This is a genomic window from Streptomyces sp. NPDC107521 (assembly GCF_055598485.1).
The window spans coordinates 12,098-26,478 of record NZ_JBVKAT010000019.1 but is presented as its reverse complement, the minus strand read 5'-3'; the positions used below and the strand labels follow the sequence as shown (position 1 = coordinate 26,478).

Annotated in this window: 13 protein-coding genes; 7 read left to right on the top strand and 6 right to left on the bottom strand. The window is 73.6% G+C overall.

Going from position 1 to position 14,381, the window contains the following annotated elements:
- Window positions 1-112 precede the first annotated feature (112 nt).
- The 5 genes from ACZ7LB_RS24905 to galU all read right to left on the bottom strand — a co-directional run bounded on the left by ACZ7LB_RS24905 (window position 113) and on the right by galU (window position 4,195).
- Window positions 113-745, bottom strand: a complete 633-nt coding sequence (locus tag ACZ7LB_RS24905; RefSeq protein WP_471471307.1) for a GNAT family N-acetyltransferase — start codon at window positions 743-745, stop codon at window positions 113-115.
- 26 nt (window positions 746-771) lie between these two features.
- Window positions 772-1,311: a MogA/MoaB family molybdenum cofactor biosynthesis protein gene (locus ACZ7LB_RS24900; protein WP_471471305.1), complete on the bottom strand. Its 540-nt coding sequence runs from the start codon at window positions 1,309-1,311 to the stop codon at window positions 772-774.
- Window positions 1,308-1,847 (bottom strand): cyclic pyranopterin monophosphate synthase MoaC, encoded by a 540-nt coding sequence (gene moaC / locus ACZ7LB_RS24895; protein WP_471471303.1) that lies wholly within the window; start codon window positions 1,845-1,847, stop codon window positions 1,308-1,310. The genes ACZ7LB_RS24900 and moaC overlap by 4 nt, the downstream gene beginning before the upstream one ends.
- 85 nt (window positions 1,848-1,932) lie before the next feature.
- Window positions 1,933-3,288, bottom strand: coding sequence for a molybdotransferase-like divisome protein Glp (gene glp / locus ACZ7LB_RS24890; RefSeq protein WP_471471301.1), 1,356 nt, complete (start codon window positions 3,286-3,288; stop codon window positions 1,933-1,935).
- Between the two features lie 4 nt (window positions 3,289-3,292).
- Window positions 3,293-4,195, bottom strand: coding sequence for a UTP--glucose-1-phosphate uridylyltransferase GalU (gene galU, locus ACZ7LB_RS24885; RefSeq protein WP_161224078.1), 903 nt, complete (start codon window positions 4,193-4,195; stop codon window positions 3,293-3,295).
- A 92-nt stretch (window positions 4,196-4,287) separates the two neighbouring features.
- Between galU and ACZ7LB_RS24880 the strand changes: the two genes are divergently transcribed.
- Complete coding sequence (locus ACZ7LB_RS24880) at window positions 4,288-4,902, top strand: 5-formyltetrahydrofolate cyclo-ligase (RefSeq protein ID WP_471471299.1); 615 nt, start codon at window positions 4,288-4,290, stop codon at window positions 4,900-4,902.
- Window positions 4,903-5,002: 100 nt separating this feature from the next.
- On the opposite strand, the gene ACZ7LB_RS24875 is transcribed toward ACZ7LB_RS24880, so the two are convergent.
- Window positions 5,003-7,852: a penicillin acylase family protein gene (locus ACZ7LB_RS24875; protein WP_471471297.1), complete on the bottom strand. Its 2,850-nt coding sequence runs from the start codon at window positions 7,850-7,852 to the stop codon at window positions 5,003-5,005.
- 217 nt (window positions 7,853-8,069) lie between these two features.
- On the opposite strand from ACZ7LB_RS24875, the gene ACZ7LB_RS24870 reads away from it, so the two are divergent.
- From ACZ7LB_RS24870 to mscL, 6 genes are all read left to right on the top strand, one after another.
- The gene (locus ACZ7LB_RS24870) at window positions 8,070-9,725 is read left to right on the top strand and encodes a potassium/proton antiporter (protein WP_471471295.1); all 1,656 of its coding nucleotides are present in this window, start codon (window positions 8,070-8,072) and stop codon (window positions 9,723-9,725) included.
- 481 nt (window positions 9,726-10,206) lie between these two features.
- Complete coding sequence (locus ACZ7LB_RS24865; protein ID WP_471471293.1) at window positions 10,207-11,517, top strand: MFS transporter; 1,311 nt, start codon at window positions 10,207-10,209, stop codon at window positions 11,515-11,517.
- Window positions 11,518-11,585: 68 nt separating this feature from the next.
- Complete coding sequence (locus tag ACZ7LB_RS24860) at window positions 11,586-11,933, top strand: FmdB family zinc ribbon protein (RefSeq protein WP_471471291.1); 348 nt, start codon at window positions 11,586-11,588, stop codon at window positions 11,931-11,933.
- A 100-nt stretch (window positions 11,934-12,033) separates the two neighbouring features.
- Window positions 12,034-12,876 (top strand): S-methyl-5'-thioadenosine phosphorylase, encoded by an 843-nt coding sequence (locus tag ACZ7LB_RS24855; protein WP_471471289.1) that lies wholly within the window; start codon window positions 12,034-12,036, stop codon window positions 12,874-12,876.
- A gap of 194 nt (window positions 12,877-13,070) precedes the next feature.
- Window positions 13,071-13,715: a hypothetical protein gene (locus ACZ7LB_RS24850; protein ID WP_471471287.1), complete on the top strand. Its 645-nt coding sequence runs from the start codon at window positions 13,071-13,073 to the stop codon at window positions 13,713-13,715.
- Window positions 13,716-13,826: 111 nt separating this feature from the next.
- The gene (gene mscL / locus ACZ7LB_RS24845; RefSeq protein ID WP_161224071.1) at window positions 13,827-14,297 is read left to right on the top strand and encodes a large conductance mechanosensitive channel protein MscL; all 471 of its coding nucleotides are present in this window, start codon (window positions 13,827-13,829) and stop codon (window positions 14,295-14,297) included.
- Window positions 14,298-14,381 lie beyond the last annotated feature (84 nt).

Sequence of the window (14,381 nt, the reverse complement as noted above, 5' to 3'; positions counted from 1 at the left end):
CGAGGCCATCCGCCAATTGAGCCGGTGTGTCGCACGATCTGGCTGATATTTCTCACTTTTTTTATGACTGATGTGATCAGAAGACCGCTGGATTGGCTTTTATATCGAACACCTATTCCATTCCGGTTCCCGGACGGGTCGGATTCCCCGGGTTGCGCGCGCTCCGGCTCCGTGTCCGCTGCCAGCGGCGGAGCAGCCCCTCGGGGACCTCCTCCGCGGTGAGCGCGAAGACCAGGTGGTCGCGCCATCCCCCGTCGATGTGGAGGTAACGCGGCCTCAGTCCCTCCTCGCGGAAACCGAGTTTCTCCACCACCCGGCGGCTGGGCCGGTTCTCGGGACGGATGCAGACCTCGACGCGGTGCAGCCCGACGGTGCGGAAGCAGTGGTCGACGGTCATCGCCACGGCCGTCGGCACGACCCCCCGGCCGGCCAGCGCCTCGTCCACCCAGTAGCCGATGTGCCCGGAGCACATGGAGCCCCAGGTGATCCCGGCCACCGTCAACTGCCCGGCCAGTTCGCCCCGGTGCTCGATGACGAACGGCAGCATCCGGCCCGCGCCCGCCTCCGAGCGCAGGTGACGGACCATCTGGCGGTAGGTCGGCCGGTGACCGGCGGGGGCGCCGGGCGCGGGCGGCGGGATGGTCGCCTCCCAGGGGCGCAGCCAGTCGCGGTTGCGGCGGTTGACCTCGCGCCAGGCGCGCTGGTCGCGCAGCCTTATCGGCCGGAGGACGAGGTCGCCGTCCACCAGTTCGGCGGGCCAGGAGGGGCCGTTCAGCGCGCACCCCCGTCGACGCCGGGCCTGGGGTGGTCACCGCCGCGGAGCTGGTCCACGGCGTGCCGGAGCAGCGGCTCCAGGACCGCCAGGCCGTCCTTCACCCCGCCGGTGGAACCCGGCAGGTTGACGATCAGGGTGCCGTCGGCGACGCCCGCCAGGCCCCGGGAGAGCGCCGCGGTGGCGACCTTCTCCCGGCCCCGGGCGCGGATGGCCTCCGCGATGCCGGGAACCTCGTGGCCGATGACCGCGCGGGTGGCCTCGGGGGTGCGGTCGGTGGGCGAGAGTCCGGTGCCGCCGGTGGTGACGATCACGTCGTACCCGGCGGCGGTGCCCGCGCGCAGGGCCTCCTCGACGGGGGCGCCGTCGTCGACGACCAGGGGGCCGTCGACGGCGAAGCCGAGGCGCCGCAGCCCGTCGGCCAGCAGGGGGCCGCTCCTGTCCTCGTAGACGCCGGCGGCGGCGCGGTGGGAGGCGGTGACGACGAGGGCCGCGTAGGGCGCGGAGAGGGCGGCCCCGGGTGTGGTCGGCTCTGTCATGCCCGGCTCCAGTCGCCCGACGCGCCGCCGCTCTTCTCCTCCACCCGCACGTCCGTGATGACCGCCCCCTTGTCGACCGCCTTGACCATGTCGACCACGGTGAGCGCGGCGACGGAGACCGCGGTGAGGGCCTCCATCTCGACGCCCGTGCGGTCCGTCGTGCGGACCGTGGCGGTGATCTCCACCGCGTCGTCCGCGACCGACAGGTCCAGTGTCACACCGGAGAGGGCCAGCGGGTGGCAGAGCGGGACGAGGTCGGGGGTGCGCTTGGCGCCCATGATGCCCGCGATCCGCGCGGTGGCCAGCGCGTCGCCCTTGGGGACGCCCTCGCCGCGCAGCAGTTCGACCACCCGGGGGGCGACGAGGACCCGGCCGGTGGCGCGGGCGGTGCGGGCGGTCACGTCCTTGCCGGTGACGTCGACCATCCGGGCGGCGCCCGCGTCGTCGAGGTGCGTCAGCCGTGCCGGGGTGGCCCGCGCGGCCTGCCCGTCCGTTGTGTCCGGCGTGTCCGGTGTGGGTCGGTCCTGCGTGCTCATGCTGTGTGGCGCTCCCGGTCCGGGCCCGGCGCGGTGCGGCGCGCGGGCCTGCTGTGCGCGACACGGTATCGCGGGCGGGGCCCGGTCAGCGGAGCAGGAGCACCCGGACCTCGGCGCCGGGTTCGACGGACTCGGTCTCCTCGGGCACCACGATCAGCGCGTCGGCGTGGGCGAGGGCGGCCACCAGGTGGGAGCCGGAGCCCCCGACGGGGCGGACGGAGCCGCCGTCGCAGGTGGCGCGCAGGAACTGGCGGCGCCCTTTGGGCGAGGTCAGCGCCTTCTCCGTGACCAGGGTGGCGGTGACGGTGGGCCGGTGGACGTCCGGGAGGCCCATCAGGGTGCGGATGGCGGGGCGGACGAACAGCTCGAAGGAGACGTAGGACGACACCGGGTTGCCCGGCAGGGCGAGGATCGGGGTGTGGTCGGGGCCGATGGAGCCGAAGCCCTGGGGCTTGCCGGGCTGCATGGCGAGCGTGCGGAAGTCGACGCCGCCGCCGGGCTCGTCCTCGTCGCCGACGTGCGCCAGCGCCTCCTTGACCACGTCGTACGCCCCGACGCTCACGCCGCCGGTGGTGACCATCAGGTCGGCGCGGACCAGTTGGTCCTCGATGGTGGAGCGCAGGGTCTCCGCGTCGTCCTCGACGGCGCCGACCCGGTAGGCGATGGCTCCGGCGTCCCGGGCGGCGGCGGTCAGGGCGAAGCTGTTGGAGTCGTAGATCTGACCGTGGGCCAGCTTCTCGTCGGGCTGGACGAGTTCGCTGCCGGTGGAGACGACCACCACGCGCGGGCGCGGGCGCACCCGGACCCGGCCGCGGCCGATGGCGGCGAGCAGGGCGATCTGCGGGGGGCCGAGGACGGTGCCGGCCTCCAGGGCGCGGTCGCCGGCCCGGACGTCGCTGCCCGCCGCGCGCACATGGGCGCGGGGCCCGGCCGGCCGGTGGACGCGGACCTCGCCCTCGGCGCCCTCGGGGCCGAGGCTGCGGGCGCGCATCCCGGTGACGGGGCCCTCGCCGAGGCCGCCGTCGGTCCACTCGACGGGCACCACGGTCTCGGCGCCGGGCGGCAGCGGGGCGCCGGTCATGATGCGGGCGGCCCGGCCCGGGCCCACCTCGGGCGGGTCGGACGGGCCGGCCGCCACGTCCCCGACGACCTCCAGGACGGCGGGGAACTCCTCGCTCGCGCCCGCGACGTCCGCGACCCGTACCGCGTACCCGTCCATGGAGCTGTTGTCGAACGGCGGCAGGGAGACCGGCACCGTGATGTCCTCGACGAGGACGCAGCCCTGGGCGTCGAGGAGGTTCAGCTCGATGGGTTCGAGGGGGCGGACGGTGGTGAGGACGTCCTCCAGGTGGTCCTGGACCGACCACAGGCGGCTGTCGTCACCGGCGGGGCCGTGACCGGGGCGGTCGCGGCCGAGGTCGCGGGGCGCGGCGCTGCTCAAGGGGCTACATCTCCTCGGCTACGTAACTGCGGAGCCAGGTCCGGAAGTCCGGGCCCAGGTCCTCACGTTCGCATGCGAGCCGGACAATGGCACGCAGGTAGTCGCCGCGGTCTCCGGTGTCATAGCGGCGGCCCTTGAAGACGACGCCGTGCACGGGTCCGCCGACGCTCTCGTCCTCGGCGAGCTGCTGGAGGGCGTCGGTGAGCTGGATCTCGCCGCCGCGGCCGGGCTCGGTGGTGCGCAGTATGCCGAAGATGTGCGGGTCGAGGACGTAGCGGCCGATGATGGCGTAGTTGGAGGGGGCCTCGGCCGCGTCGGGCTTCTCGACGAGGCCGCCGACCTTGACGACGTCGCTGTCCCCGGTGGGCTCGACGGCGGCGCAGCCGTAGAGGTGGATCTGCTCGGGCGCGACCTCCATGAGGGCGACGACGCTGCCGCCGTACTGCTCCTGGACGTCGATCATGCGCTGGAGCAGGGGGTCGCGCGGGTCGATCAGGTCGTCGCCGAGCAGGACCGCGAAGGGCTCGTCGCCCACGTGCGGGGCGGCGCACAGCACGGCGTGGCCGAGGCCCTTGGGGTCGCCCTGGCGGACGTAGTGGATCATGGCGAGGTCGCTGGACTCCTGGACCTTGGCCAGCCGGCCGGCGTCGCCCTTCTTCTGGAGGGCGGACTCCAGCTCGTAGTTGCGGTCGAAGTGGTCCTCCAGGGGGCGCTTGTTGCGGCCCGTGACCATGAGGACGTCTCCGAGACCCGCGGCGACGGCCTCTTCGACCACGTACTGGATCGCCGGCTTGTCGACGACCGGCAGCATCTCCTTGGGAGTGGCTTTGGTGGCCGGCAGGAACCGGGTACCAAGCCCGGCTGCGGGGATGACAGCCTTGCTGATCCTTGGGTGGGACTGAGTCATGACCGCCACCCTATCCGGTGCCTTTGGGGAGAATCCGTGACGTGGGGAGCCGACTCTCATATGAGCGTACGAGAACAGGACAGGAGCGATCCTTGACGCACGACGGACCCCCGGCGGAGCCGGACAAGCGGGCGCTGCGGCGCGAGTTGCTCGCGGCACGGGCCGCGCTGACCGCCGATGAGCTGCGGGAATCGTCCGCCGCGCTGGCCGGCCGGGCCCTCGGGCTGCCGGCCGTGGCGGGGGCGCGCACGGTGGCGGCCTACGTCTCGGTGGGCGCCGAACCGGGCACCCTCGCGCTCCTGGACGCACTGCGCGCGCGGGGGGTGCGGGTGCTGCTGCCGGTCCTGCTGCCCGACGACGACCTCGACTGGGGGGTGTACGCCGGGGCCGCTTCGCTCGTCCGCGTGCGGCACGGCGGGCGGATGGAGCTGTCCGAGCCCTCGGGCGGGCGGCTGGGGCCGGAGGCGGTGGCGGAGGCGGACGTGGTGCTGCTGCCGGGGCTGGCGGTCGACGGGCGCGGCATGCGGCTGGGCCGCGGCGGGGGCTCATACGACCGGGTGCTGGCGCGGCTGGAGCGGGCGGGGGCCCGTCCGGCGCTGCTGGTGCTGCTGTACGACGGGGAGGTCGTCGCGCGGGTGCCGGCGGAGCCGCACGACCGGCCGGTGGACGCGGTGGTGACGCCGTCGGGGGTGCGCGCGTTCCGCTGAGCCGGGGCCCGGCCCGGTGGCCGCCGGGGCGCTCCCCCGGACACGGGAACGGCCTCCCCGCGTGCGCGGGGAGGCCGTTCTCACGCGGTGCGGCGTGCGGTCACGGTCTGAGGACCAGGGTGTCGCCGGTGCCCTCGTCGACCGCCTTCGCGGTGAAGGACCAGGGCAGCAGCTCACCGGCGGCCCACTTGTCGGTCTGGTCGGTGTAGTGGGCGCTGAAGGCGTGCCCGGAGGCGCCGGTGAGGTTGATCCAGCGGGACTTGTCGAAGTCCGCGAGGTTCACGACCATCCGCATGGAGGGCACCCAGACCACCTCGTAGCCGCCGGCCGCGTTCCAGCCGGTGGCGTTGACGGCCGCCTCGCCGCCGCTCAGCTCCCAGGGACCGCGGTTGAGGGCGTACTTCAGGAAGCCGGGTCCGGCGGTGCCGAGGGTCTGGTTCTTCAGGAACAGGCGGTGCAGCCGGCCCCAGCTCCAGGTGTCGATGTCCTTGCCGAGCTTGGCGGTCAGCTCCCAGCGGGCCTCGATCATGGCGCGCTTGAACAGGTCGTCCCGGTTGTGGTCGGCGCCCTTGCGGGTGCCGCGCGCGGGCGTGGTCCACCAGTCGCTCTTCGGGTTCTCCAGCTGGGTGCGCACGACCTCGAACCAGCGGTCGCCGCCGTCGGGCTGGGCCTGATCGGCGTCGCGCTGGCCGCATTCGAGGACCTTGACGGCCTCGTCGGCGGGGCCGGTGGTGTTGACCGGGTCGACCCACAGGCACTGGCCCTTGACCCGCAGCTCCTTGGGGAGCTTGTTGCCGAAGCCGAGCTTGAGGATGTTGCGCCAGACGGCGTTGAAGTAGGCCGCGGCGGCCGAGTCGGCCTCCTGGGTGTAGTCCCAGCCCTCCAGCAGCTTCTGCGCCTGGCGGACGTCCTTGTCGGCGACGTCGATCTTCAGCAGCTGGGGCACGATCAGCTTGGCCATCTCGCTGCTGTTGTCGAGCTGCATCTGGCGCATGTCGTCCGTGGAGATCTTGCCGCCGTCCTTGATCTTCTGCTCGATCAGGGAGGTGATGCGCTGGCTGCGGGTGCCGTAGCCCCAGTCGGTGGTCAGGGTGTGGGGGTAGGCGGCCTTGTCGACCACGGCCTGGTTGGCGGTGACGATGTAGCCGCGGTCTGGGTCGTACTCGTAGGGCAGTTCGTCGTCGCCGATGTACTTGCCGGTCCAGCGGTACCCGGGGTCCCAGCCCGGGGCGGGCACGGAGCCGTCGTGGCCCTCGGCGCGGACCGGGATGCGGCCGGGCAGGGTGTAGCCGATGTTGCCCTCGGTGTCGGCGTAGACGAGGTTCTGGGAGGGCACCTCGAACAGGGCGGCGGCCTCGCGGAAGCCGTCCCAGTCCTTGGCGCGGTCGATGGCGAAGACGGCGTCCATGGTGGTGCCGGGGTCCAGCGCGGTCCAGCGCAGGGAGACGGCGTAGCCGTCGCCGCGGTCGGGGGCGGCGGTGTTGACGGTGGCCTTCTTGCCGACCTTGACGAGTTCGCTGTCGCGGTCGGAGATCAGGGGGCCGTTGCCGGTCTCGCGGACGACGATCTTCTTCGACCGGCCGCCGGCCACCTTGATGGTCTCCTCGCGGGTGGTGAACGGCCGGACCTTGCCGCCGTACTGGTACCCCTCGCCGGTGATCTTCTCCAGGTACAGGTCGGTGACGTCGACGCCGGAGTTGGTCAGGCCCCAGGCGATGTTCTTGTTGTGGCCGATGACGACGCCGGGCATGCCCGCGAAGGTGTAGCCGCTGACGTCGTACTGGCAGGTCGCGGAGAGGCTTCGGCAGTGCAGGCCCATCTGGTACCAGACCGAGGGCAGCGCCGGGGACAGGTGCGGGTCGTTGGCGAGCAGCGGCTTGCCGGTGATGGTGTGCTCGCCGGAGACGACCCACGAGTTGGAGCCGATGCCGTTGCCGTTGACGCCGACGGCGGTGGGCAGGTCGGCCAGGGCGTCCTGGAGGCCCATGAGCTGGCTCTGGAGCGCGTCCCCGGCACCCGTGCCGGTCCCGGTTCCCGCGCCGACCCCCGTGCCCGTGCCGGTCCCGTCGAGGCCCGTGCCCGTACCGGTTCCCGTGCCGTCGAGACCGGTTCCGGTGCCGGTCCCGTCACCGGTGCCGTCCGTGCCGCCGTCCGGGCCGCCGCCCCCGTCGAAGGTGCCGGTCAGCTCGTCGTACTGGCCCTCCTGGACGATGGCCCGGTTCCGGTCGTACGGGTACTGGGGGTACAGGTCCGCGATCTGCTTCGGTCCCAGGCGGCTGGTCATCAGCGCCCGGTCGACCTCGTCCTGCATGTTGCCGCGCAGGTCCCAGGCCATGGCCTTGAGCCAGGCGACCGAGTCGACCGGCGTCCAGGGGGCGGGCCGGTAGTCGTTGGTGAAGCCGAGGGCGGCGTACTCCAGGGAGATCTCCTCCGCCTCGCGGCCGTCCAGATAGGCGTTGACGCCCTTGGCGTACGCCTGGAGGTACTTCTTCGTGGACGCCGACAGCTTCTCGTCGTACTCCTTCTGCGCCACCCGGTGCCAGCCGAGGGTGCGCAGGAAGCCGTCGTTCTTCACCTGGCTCCTGCCGAACATCTCCGACAGGCGCCCGGCCGTCATGTGGCGGCGCACGTCCATCTCGTAGAACCGGTCCTGCGCCTGGACGTAGCCCTGCGCCATGAACAGGTCCTCCTCGGAGGAGGCGTAGACCTGCGGGACGCCGTAGCCGTCGCGCTTGACGTCGACCGGGCCGGACAGGCCCCGCAGCGTGATCGACCCCTTGGTCTGCGGGAACGACGCCCGCACCGTGCTGACGGACCAGTACGCCCCGTAGACGAGGCCGCCGATGACGGCCAGGACCAGCACGAGGACGAGCAGACGCAGCTTGCGTCCCCTCCTCCTGCCGGACGTGCCGGTCTGCGGTGCCTGGGTGGCGGTTGTGGTGGGGGGCATCGCTGTCCTTGCTGTCCTAACACGAGCGGCAGGGGCGGGCTGTGCTTCGTACTCAACGCTGGGCCAACTCTAGGCGCAGGGCCCGGTCCCCCTTGACGCGGAGTCGCCTCCCGGCGCGCACGGCCGTTCGATCCTGGCCTGAACGGCGTCAAGAAAGCGTCAAGAGTTAGGTAAGGTAACGAAGTAGTCGGCCGCGGGGTCCCGCGGCTCGTGTGCCATGGAAGCGCGCTCCCACGGGGGAGGTGCGCGCGCTGTGCCGGGGAGAAGGGAAGGGCCGCTGACCGTCCACCACCTCAACCAGCTTCTGCTCGTCTGCTCACTGGTCCTGCTGATCGCCGTCGCCGCGGTCCGGATCTCCTCGCGCAGCGGGCTGCCCAGCCTGCTCGTGTACCTGGCGATAGGCATCGCCATGGGCCAGGACGGGATCGGCCACATCAAGTTCGACAGCGCCGAACTGGTCCAGGTCATCGGGTACGCGGCCCTGGTCGTGATCCTGGCCGAGGGCGGCCTGGGCACGAAGTGGAAGGAGATCAGGCCCGTCCTCCCGTCGGCCGCCGTCCTGGCGCTGGCCGGGGTGGCGGTGAGCGTCGGCGTCACGGCCACCGGCGCGCACTACCTGATCGGGCTGGAGTGGCGCCAGGCGCTGATCGTGGGGGCGGTGGTGTCCTCCACGGACGCCGCGGCGGTCTTCTCCGTCCTGCGCCGCATCCCGCTGCCCGCGCGCATCACCGGCACTCTGGAGGCCGAGTCCGGCTTCAACGACGCCCCGGTGGTCATCCTCGTCGTCGCGTTCTCCGCGGCCGGGCCGATCGACCACTGGTACGTGCTGCTCGGCGAGATCGCCCTGGAGCTGGCCATCGGCGCGGCCATCGGCCTCACGGTGGGCTGGCTCGGCTCCTGGGGGCTGCGGCACGTGGCGCTGCCCGCCTCCGGCCTCTACCCGATCGCCGTCATGGCCATCGCCGTCACCGCCTACGCGACCGGCGCCATGGCGCACGGCAGCGGCTTCCTCGCCGTCTACCTGGCCGCCATGGTGATGGGCAACGCCCGGCTGCCGCACTGGCCGGCCACCCGGGGCTTCGCCGACGGGCTCGGCTGGATCGCCCAGATCGGCATGTTCGTGCTGCTCGGCCTCCTGGTCACCCCGCACGAACTGGGCGACGACATCGTCCCCGCCCTGGTCATCGGGCTGGTCCTGACGATGGTGGCGCGTCCGCTGAGCGTGGTGCTGTGCCAGACGCCGTTCCGGGTGCCGTGGCGGGAGCAGGCGCTGATGTCCTGGGCGGGGCTGCGCGGGGCCGTGCCCATCATCCTGGCGACCATCCCGATGGTGCAGGGCGTGGAGGGCAGCCGCCGGATCTTCAACATCGTCTTCGTCCTGGTCATCGTCTACACCCTGCTCCAGGGGCCGACCCTGCCGTGGCTGGCCCACAAGCTGCGCCTCGGCAAGGGCGAGGAGACCGCCGACCTGGGCGTCGAATCGGCCCCCCTGGAGCGGCTGCGCGGGCACCTGCTGTCCGTGACGGTCCCCGGGAACTCCCGGATGCACGGCGTCGAGATCAGCGAACTGCGGCTGCCCGCGGGATCGGCGGTCACGCTGATCGTGCGCGAGGGCACGTCGTTCGTCCCGCTGCCGTCGACGGAGCTGCGCCGGGGGGACGAACTCCTCGTCGTGGCCACGGACCCCGTCCGGGACTCCGCCGAGGCGCGGCTGCGGGCCGTCGGCCGCGGCGGCAAGCTCGCCGGATGGCTGGGCACGGGGGCGGAGCCGGGGGCCGGACAGGGGGCGGCCCCCGGCGCCGGTGCCGGGGGCGGTGAGCGGGGCGGCAGGCCCGGCAGAGGGGGCACCCGGGCGGGCCGTACGCGGGGGTGAGGGGGCTTCCGGCGGAGGCGGCCCTCGGCGGGGGCGGGGGCTTCGGCGGGGCGCGGGGGATTCGGCGGGCGCCGGGGATTCGGCGGGGCCACGGGGGACTCTGGCGGGAGGCCGGGGCTCGGCGGGGCCGCGGGGAGTTCCGGCGGGAGGCCGGGGGCTTCGGCGGGGCGGGGCCCCGCGGCCCCGGAACCGGTTCCCGTCGCCTGGTCCGCGGCCCTCCCCCGGGTGCCGCGGTGCTCCCTCTCACAGCGGGCGGGAACCCGTCGCGCCTGTACGATGGGGGCGGCAACCTGATCGAACCAACTCTGCCTGAAGCAGAGCTGGCGCGACCGTATGGCGGCCGGAACGCCTCCCATCGCGTAGGGCGCCGGTATCTACCGCAGTCCGCGCAAGAGGACAGCTCTCGGCGCTGCCCGCCACCATGCCCGGCCCCGGCCGGTCCGGCGGGACGGGGCCACCAGGCGGCGGAAAGGCACGGGCCGTGGCATCCACGGTCACCCCTTCGGCGAAGCCCCCGCGGGGCCCGCGGCGCACCGCCGACCGGCCCGGATACGGGCAACTGCTGCGCACCCGCGGCGCCTGGACGTTCCTGCTCCCCGGCTTCGCCGCGCGCCAGCCCTTCGCGATGCTGACGCTCTCCCTCGTGCTGCTGGTGCAGCACACCACCGGCTCCTACGGCGCCGCCGGGGCCGTCGCGGCCGTCACCGGCGTCTCCATGGCCCTGTTCGCCCCCTTCGCCGGGCGCCTCGCGGACCGCCACGGGCAACGGGCCGTCCTGCTGCCCGGCGTCCTCGTGCACACCCTGTCCGGTCTGGCCCTGACCTTCCTGGCGCTCTCCGACGCACCCCTCTGGGTGCTGTTCGCGGCGGCCGTGCCGACCGGCGCCTCGGTCCCGCAGATCGGGCCCATGGTGCGCGCCCGCTGGGGCGTGAAGCTCAAGGGCTCCCCCCTGATGAGCACCGCCGCGGCCTTCGAGTCCGTCACGGACGAGCTGACCTTCGTCCTCGGCCCGCTGCTGGCCACCGCCCTGTGCACGGGCGTCGCCCCGGCCGCCGGTCTGCTCACCGAGTCGGGGCTGACCCTGGTGGGCGGTCTGCTCTTCGCCGCCCAGCGCGGCACCGAGCCGCCCGCCGGGCTCCGGCGGGACGGCGGCCCCGCGCGCGAGGAGCACCCCCCGGCGCTGCGGGTGCCCGGAGTGCGGGTGCTGATCGTGACCTTCCTCGGCATCGGCGCCGTCTTCGGCGGCATGCAGGTCTCGCTGGCCGCCTTCACCGAGTCCATCGGCCGGCCGGGGCTGAACGGCGCCCTGTACGGGGTCTTCGCCGCGGGCAACATGATCTCCGGCCTCGTCTGCGGGGCCGTCGCCTGGCGGGCCGCCCCCCGGCAGCGCCTCCTCGTCGGCTACGCCGCCCTCGCGCTCACCGCCTCCGGGCTGTGGGCCGCGCACTCGGCGCCGCTCCTGGCAGGGCTCGGACTGCTCGTCGGCATGGCCGTAGCCCCCGCCCTGGTCACCGGTTACACCCTGGTCGACGACCTGGTCCCGGCCGGGGCCCGCACCGAGGCGTTCACCTGGCTGACCGGTGCCGTCGCGCTGGGCCAGGCGATGGCGGTCACCGTCGCCGGACAGCTGGAGGACCGGCTCTGGGACGGCGCCGGGTTCCTGGTGCCGATGGGCGCCACGGTGCTCGCCCTGGCGGTGCTGGTGGCGCTGCGCTCGCGTCTGGCGGCCCCGTCCGGGGGGCGTACGGTCGCACGTGGTGTCGGTCACCGCGCGCCCGCCGCAGTGGACTGACGCCGGGGAATGCGTCACTATGGAGCGTCGTTAGCACTCATCGAGTCAGAGTGCCAGGAGGATCAACAGTGCCGACCTACCAGTACCAGTGCACCGAGTGCGGCGAGGGCCTCGAGGCGGTGCAGAAGTTCACCGACGACGCCCTGACCGAGTGCCCGAACTGCGAGGGCCGCCTGAAGAAGGTGTTCTCGGCGGTCGGCATCGTCTTCAAGGGCTCCGGCTTCTACCGCAACGACAGCCGCGGCTCCTCGTCGAGCAGCTCGACGGCCACGTCCAAGTCCTCGTCGGGATCGTCCTCCGGCTCGTCGCCGGCGTCCTCGTCGTCGGGCTCGGCGTCCTCCTCGGGCTCCGGGTCCTCCGGTTCCCCGTCGGGCTCCGGCAGCAGCACCACCAGCAGCAGCACCACCGCCGCCTAGGCACCTCTTCTCCGCGGGACCCCGTCGTCGGGCGACGACGGGGTCCTCGCCGTGTCACCGTCCCGGGACGGGGCGGGGGGCGAGCACTTAGGGTGCGGGCATGGCGAACAAGGCGAATGCCGAGATCGGTGTCATCGGCGGCTCCGGTTTCTACTCCTTCCTCGACGACGTGACCGAGGTCGAGGTCGACACCCCGTACGGGCCGCCCAGCGACTCCCTGTTCCTCGGCGAGGTCGCCGGGCGCCGGGTCGCCTTCCTCCCCCGGCACGGGCGCGGCCACCATCTGCCGCCGCACCGGATCAACTACCGGGCCAACCTGTGGGCGCTCCGCTCCCTGGGGGTGCGCCAGGTCCTCGGGCCGTGCGCGGTGGGCGGGCTGCGCCCCGAGTACGGGCCCGGCACGCTGCTGGTGCCGGACCAGTTCGTCGACCGCACCCTCACCCGCTCCTCGACGTACTTCGACGGGCTGCCGCTGCCGGACGGCACGGTGCCGCACGTGGTCCACGTGTCGCTGGCCGACCCCTACTGCCCCACCGGGCGGGCTGCGGTGCTCCGGGCGGCCCGGGCACGGGACTGGGAGCCCGTGGACGGCGGCACCCTGGTCGTCGTGGAGGGCCCGCGCTTCGGGACCCGGGCGGAGTCGCGGTGGCACCGGGCGCAGGGCTGGTCGGTGGTGGGCATGACCGGTCACCCCGAGGCGGCGCTCGCCCGTGAGCTGGAGCTCTGCTACACCTCGCTGACTCTGGTCACCGATCTCGACGCCGGTGCCGAGAGCGGTGAGGCGGTCTCCCACGCGGACGTGATGCGGGTCTTCGCCGCCAACGTGGACCGGCTGCGGGGCGTGCTGTTCGAGACCCTCGCCGGGCTGCCGGCGACCGGGGAGCGGGACTGCGACTGCGGGGCGGCGCTGGGCGGGATGGATCCGGGGATCACGTTGCCGTAGGGGTCGGGGGCGCGGTTCCGGGGCGCCGACGGATGGCGGCGGGCCGGCGGGCCGGCGGGCCGGCGGGCGGAACGTCCCGTTCGGGTGAGGGAGTTGTCCACAACCGCGTGGTGGCCCACAGGCTCCGGCGGGGATCGGCGCGAGGCCCCATCGTGGGGAGCGCAAGCCGTTCCCCGTCACAGGTGGTGGTCCCCGTGTCCTTCCGCTCCGCTCCCCCCGTCCTCTCCCACGACGCCCCTCCCGTCCGCGAGGTGCCGCAGTTCGCGCCGGTGCGGGTGCGCGGCGGCCGCCACGGGGCGCACCGGCTGCTGCGCCACCGTCGGCGGGCACTGGCCGCGGGGCTCGCCGTCGCCGCCGCGGCGCTGGTGGCCGCCGGGCCGCTGCCGGGCACCGGCGCGCGGGACTTGGAGCGGGCGCGGGGCCGTCCGGCGGCCGGGGAAGAGGGACGGCGTCCGCCGTCGGATCTGGTCGCGGCGCCGGTGCGGATCGCGGACGCGGCCACGGTGCGGCTGCTCAGGCCGGGCGACCGGGTCGATGTGGTGGCCGCCGGGGGCGGCGGGCCGGGTGGGGTCGGTGCGGTGGCTCCGGGCGGAGGCGCGGGGAGCGGGGACGGCGGCATCGCCGTGATCGCGCGCGGGGCCCGGGTGGCACGGGTGCCGGGGCCGGAGGACAGGGATGCGGCCGGGCCGGGGTCCGGTGCCGGGGTCCGGGACGGAGCCGGAATCGGGGCCGGGGAGAACGGGGCCGGGGCGCTGGTCGTGCTGTCGGTGCCGCGGGCCACCGCGCACCGCCTGGTCGGGACGGGTGCGCTGACGCCGCTGGCGGTGACCTTGTGGTAGAGCGGTCAAGTCCCTCGTTCGAGGGAGCCGATTGGACAGGATGGCCCAACCTCGGCGTAGGTTGCGGAGCGATTTGTTCCACGATCCGTCCACACAAGGAGTGCCCCCGAGGTGAGCGACAACAAGGGACCGAGCGTCCTGCAGGGTTTCAAGACCTTCCTGATGCGCGGAAACGTCGTCGATCTGGCCGTCGCGGTGGTCATCGGCGCCGCCTTCACCAACATCGTGAACTCGGTGGTGAAGGGCATCATCAACCCGCTGGTCGGCGCGTTCGGGACGCAGAACCTGGACAGCTACAGCTCGTGTCTGAAGGGCCCGTGCTCGGGCAGCGGCGACAGCGCGACCGGCGTCCGCATCCTGTGGGGCTCGGTGCTCGGCGCCACCCTGTCGTTCGTGATCACGGCGGCGGTCGTCTACTTCCTGATGGTCCTGCCCATGTCGAAGTACCTGGCCCGCCAGGAGGCCCGGCGCAAGGCCAAGGAAGGCACGATGGAGGTCGTGGAGATCAGCGAGCTGGAGGTGCTGAAGGAGATCCGCGACGCCCTGATCGCCCAGCGCGGCTCGGGCCACGACCGCGAGTAACCGCGGTACCCGCGCGACCGGGTCCGGCCCGTCGCGGGCCGCCGCCCGGCGGCGCCGACGACACCGGGACGCCGCGCGCCGAGC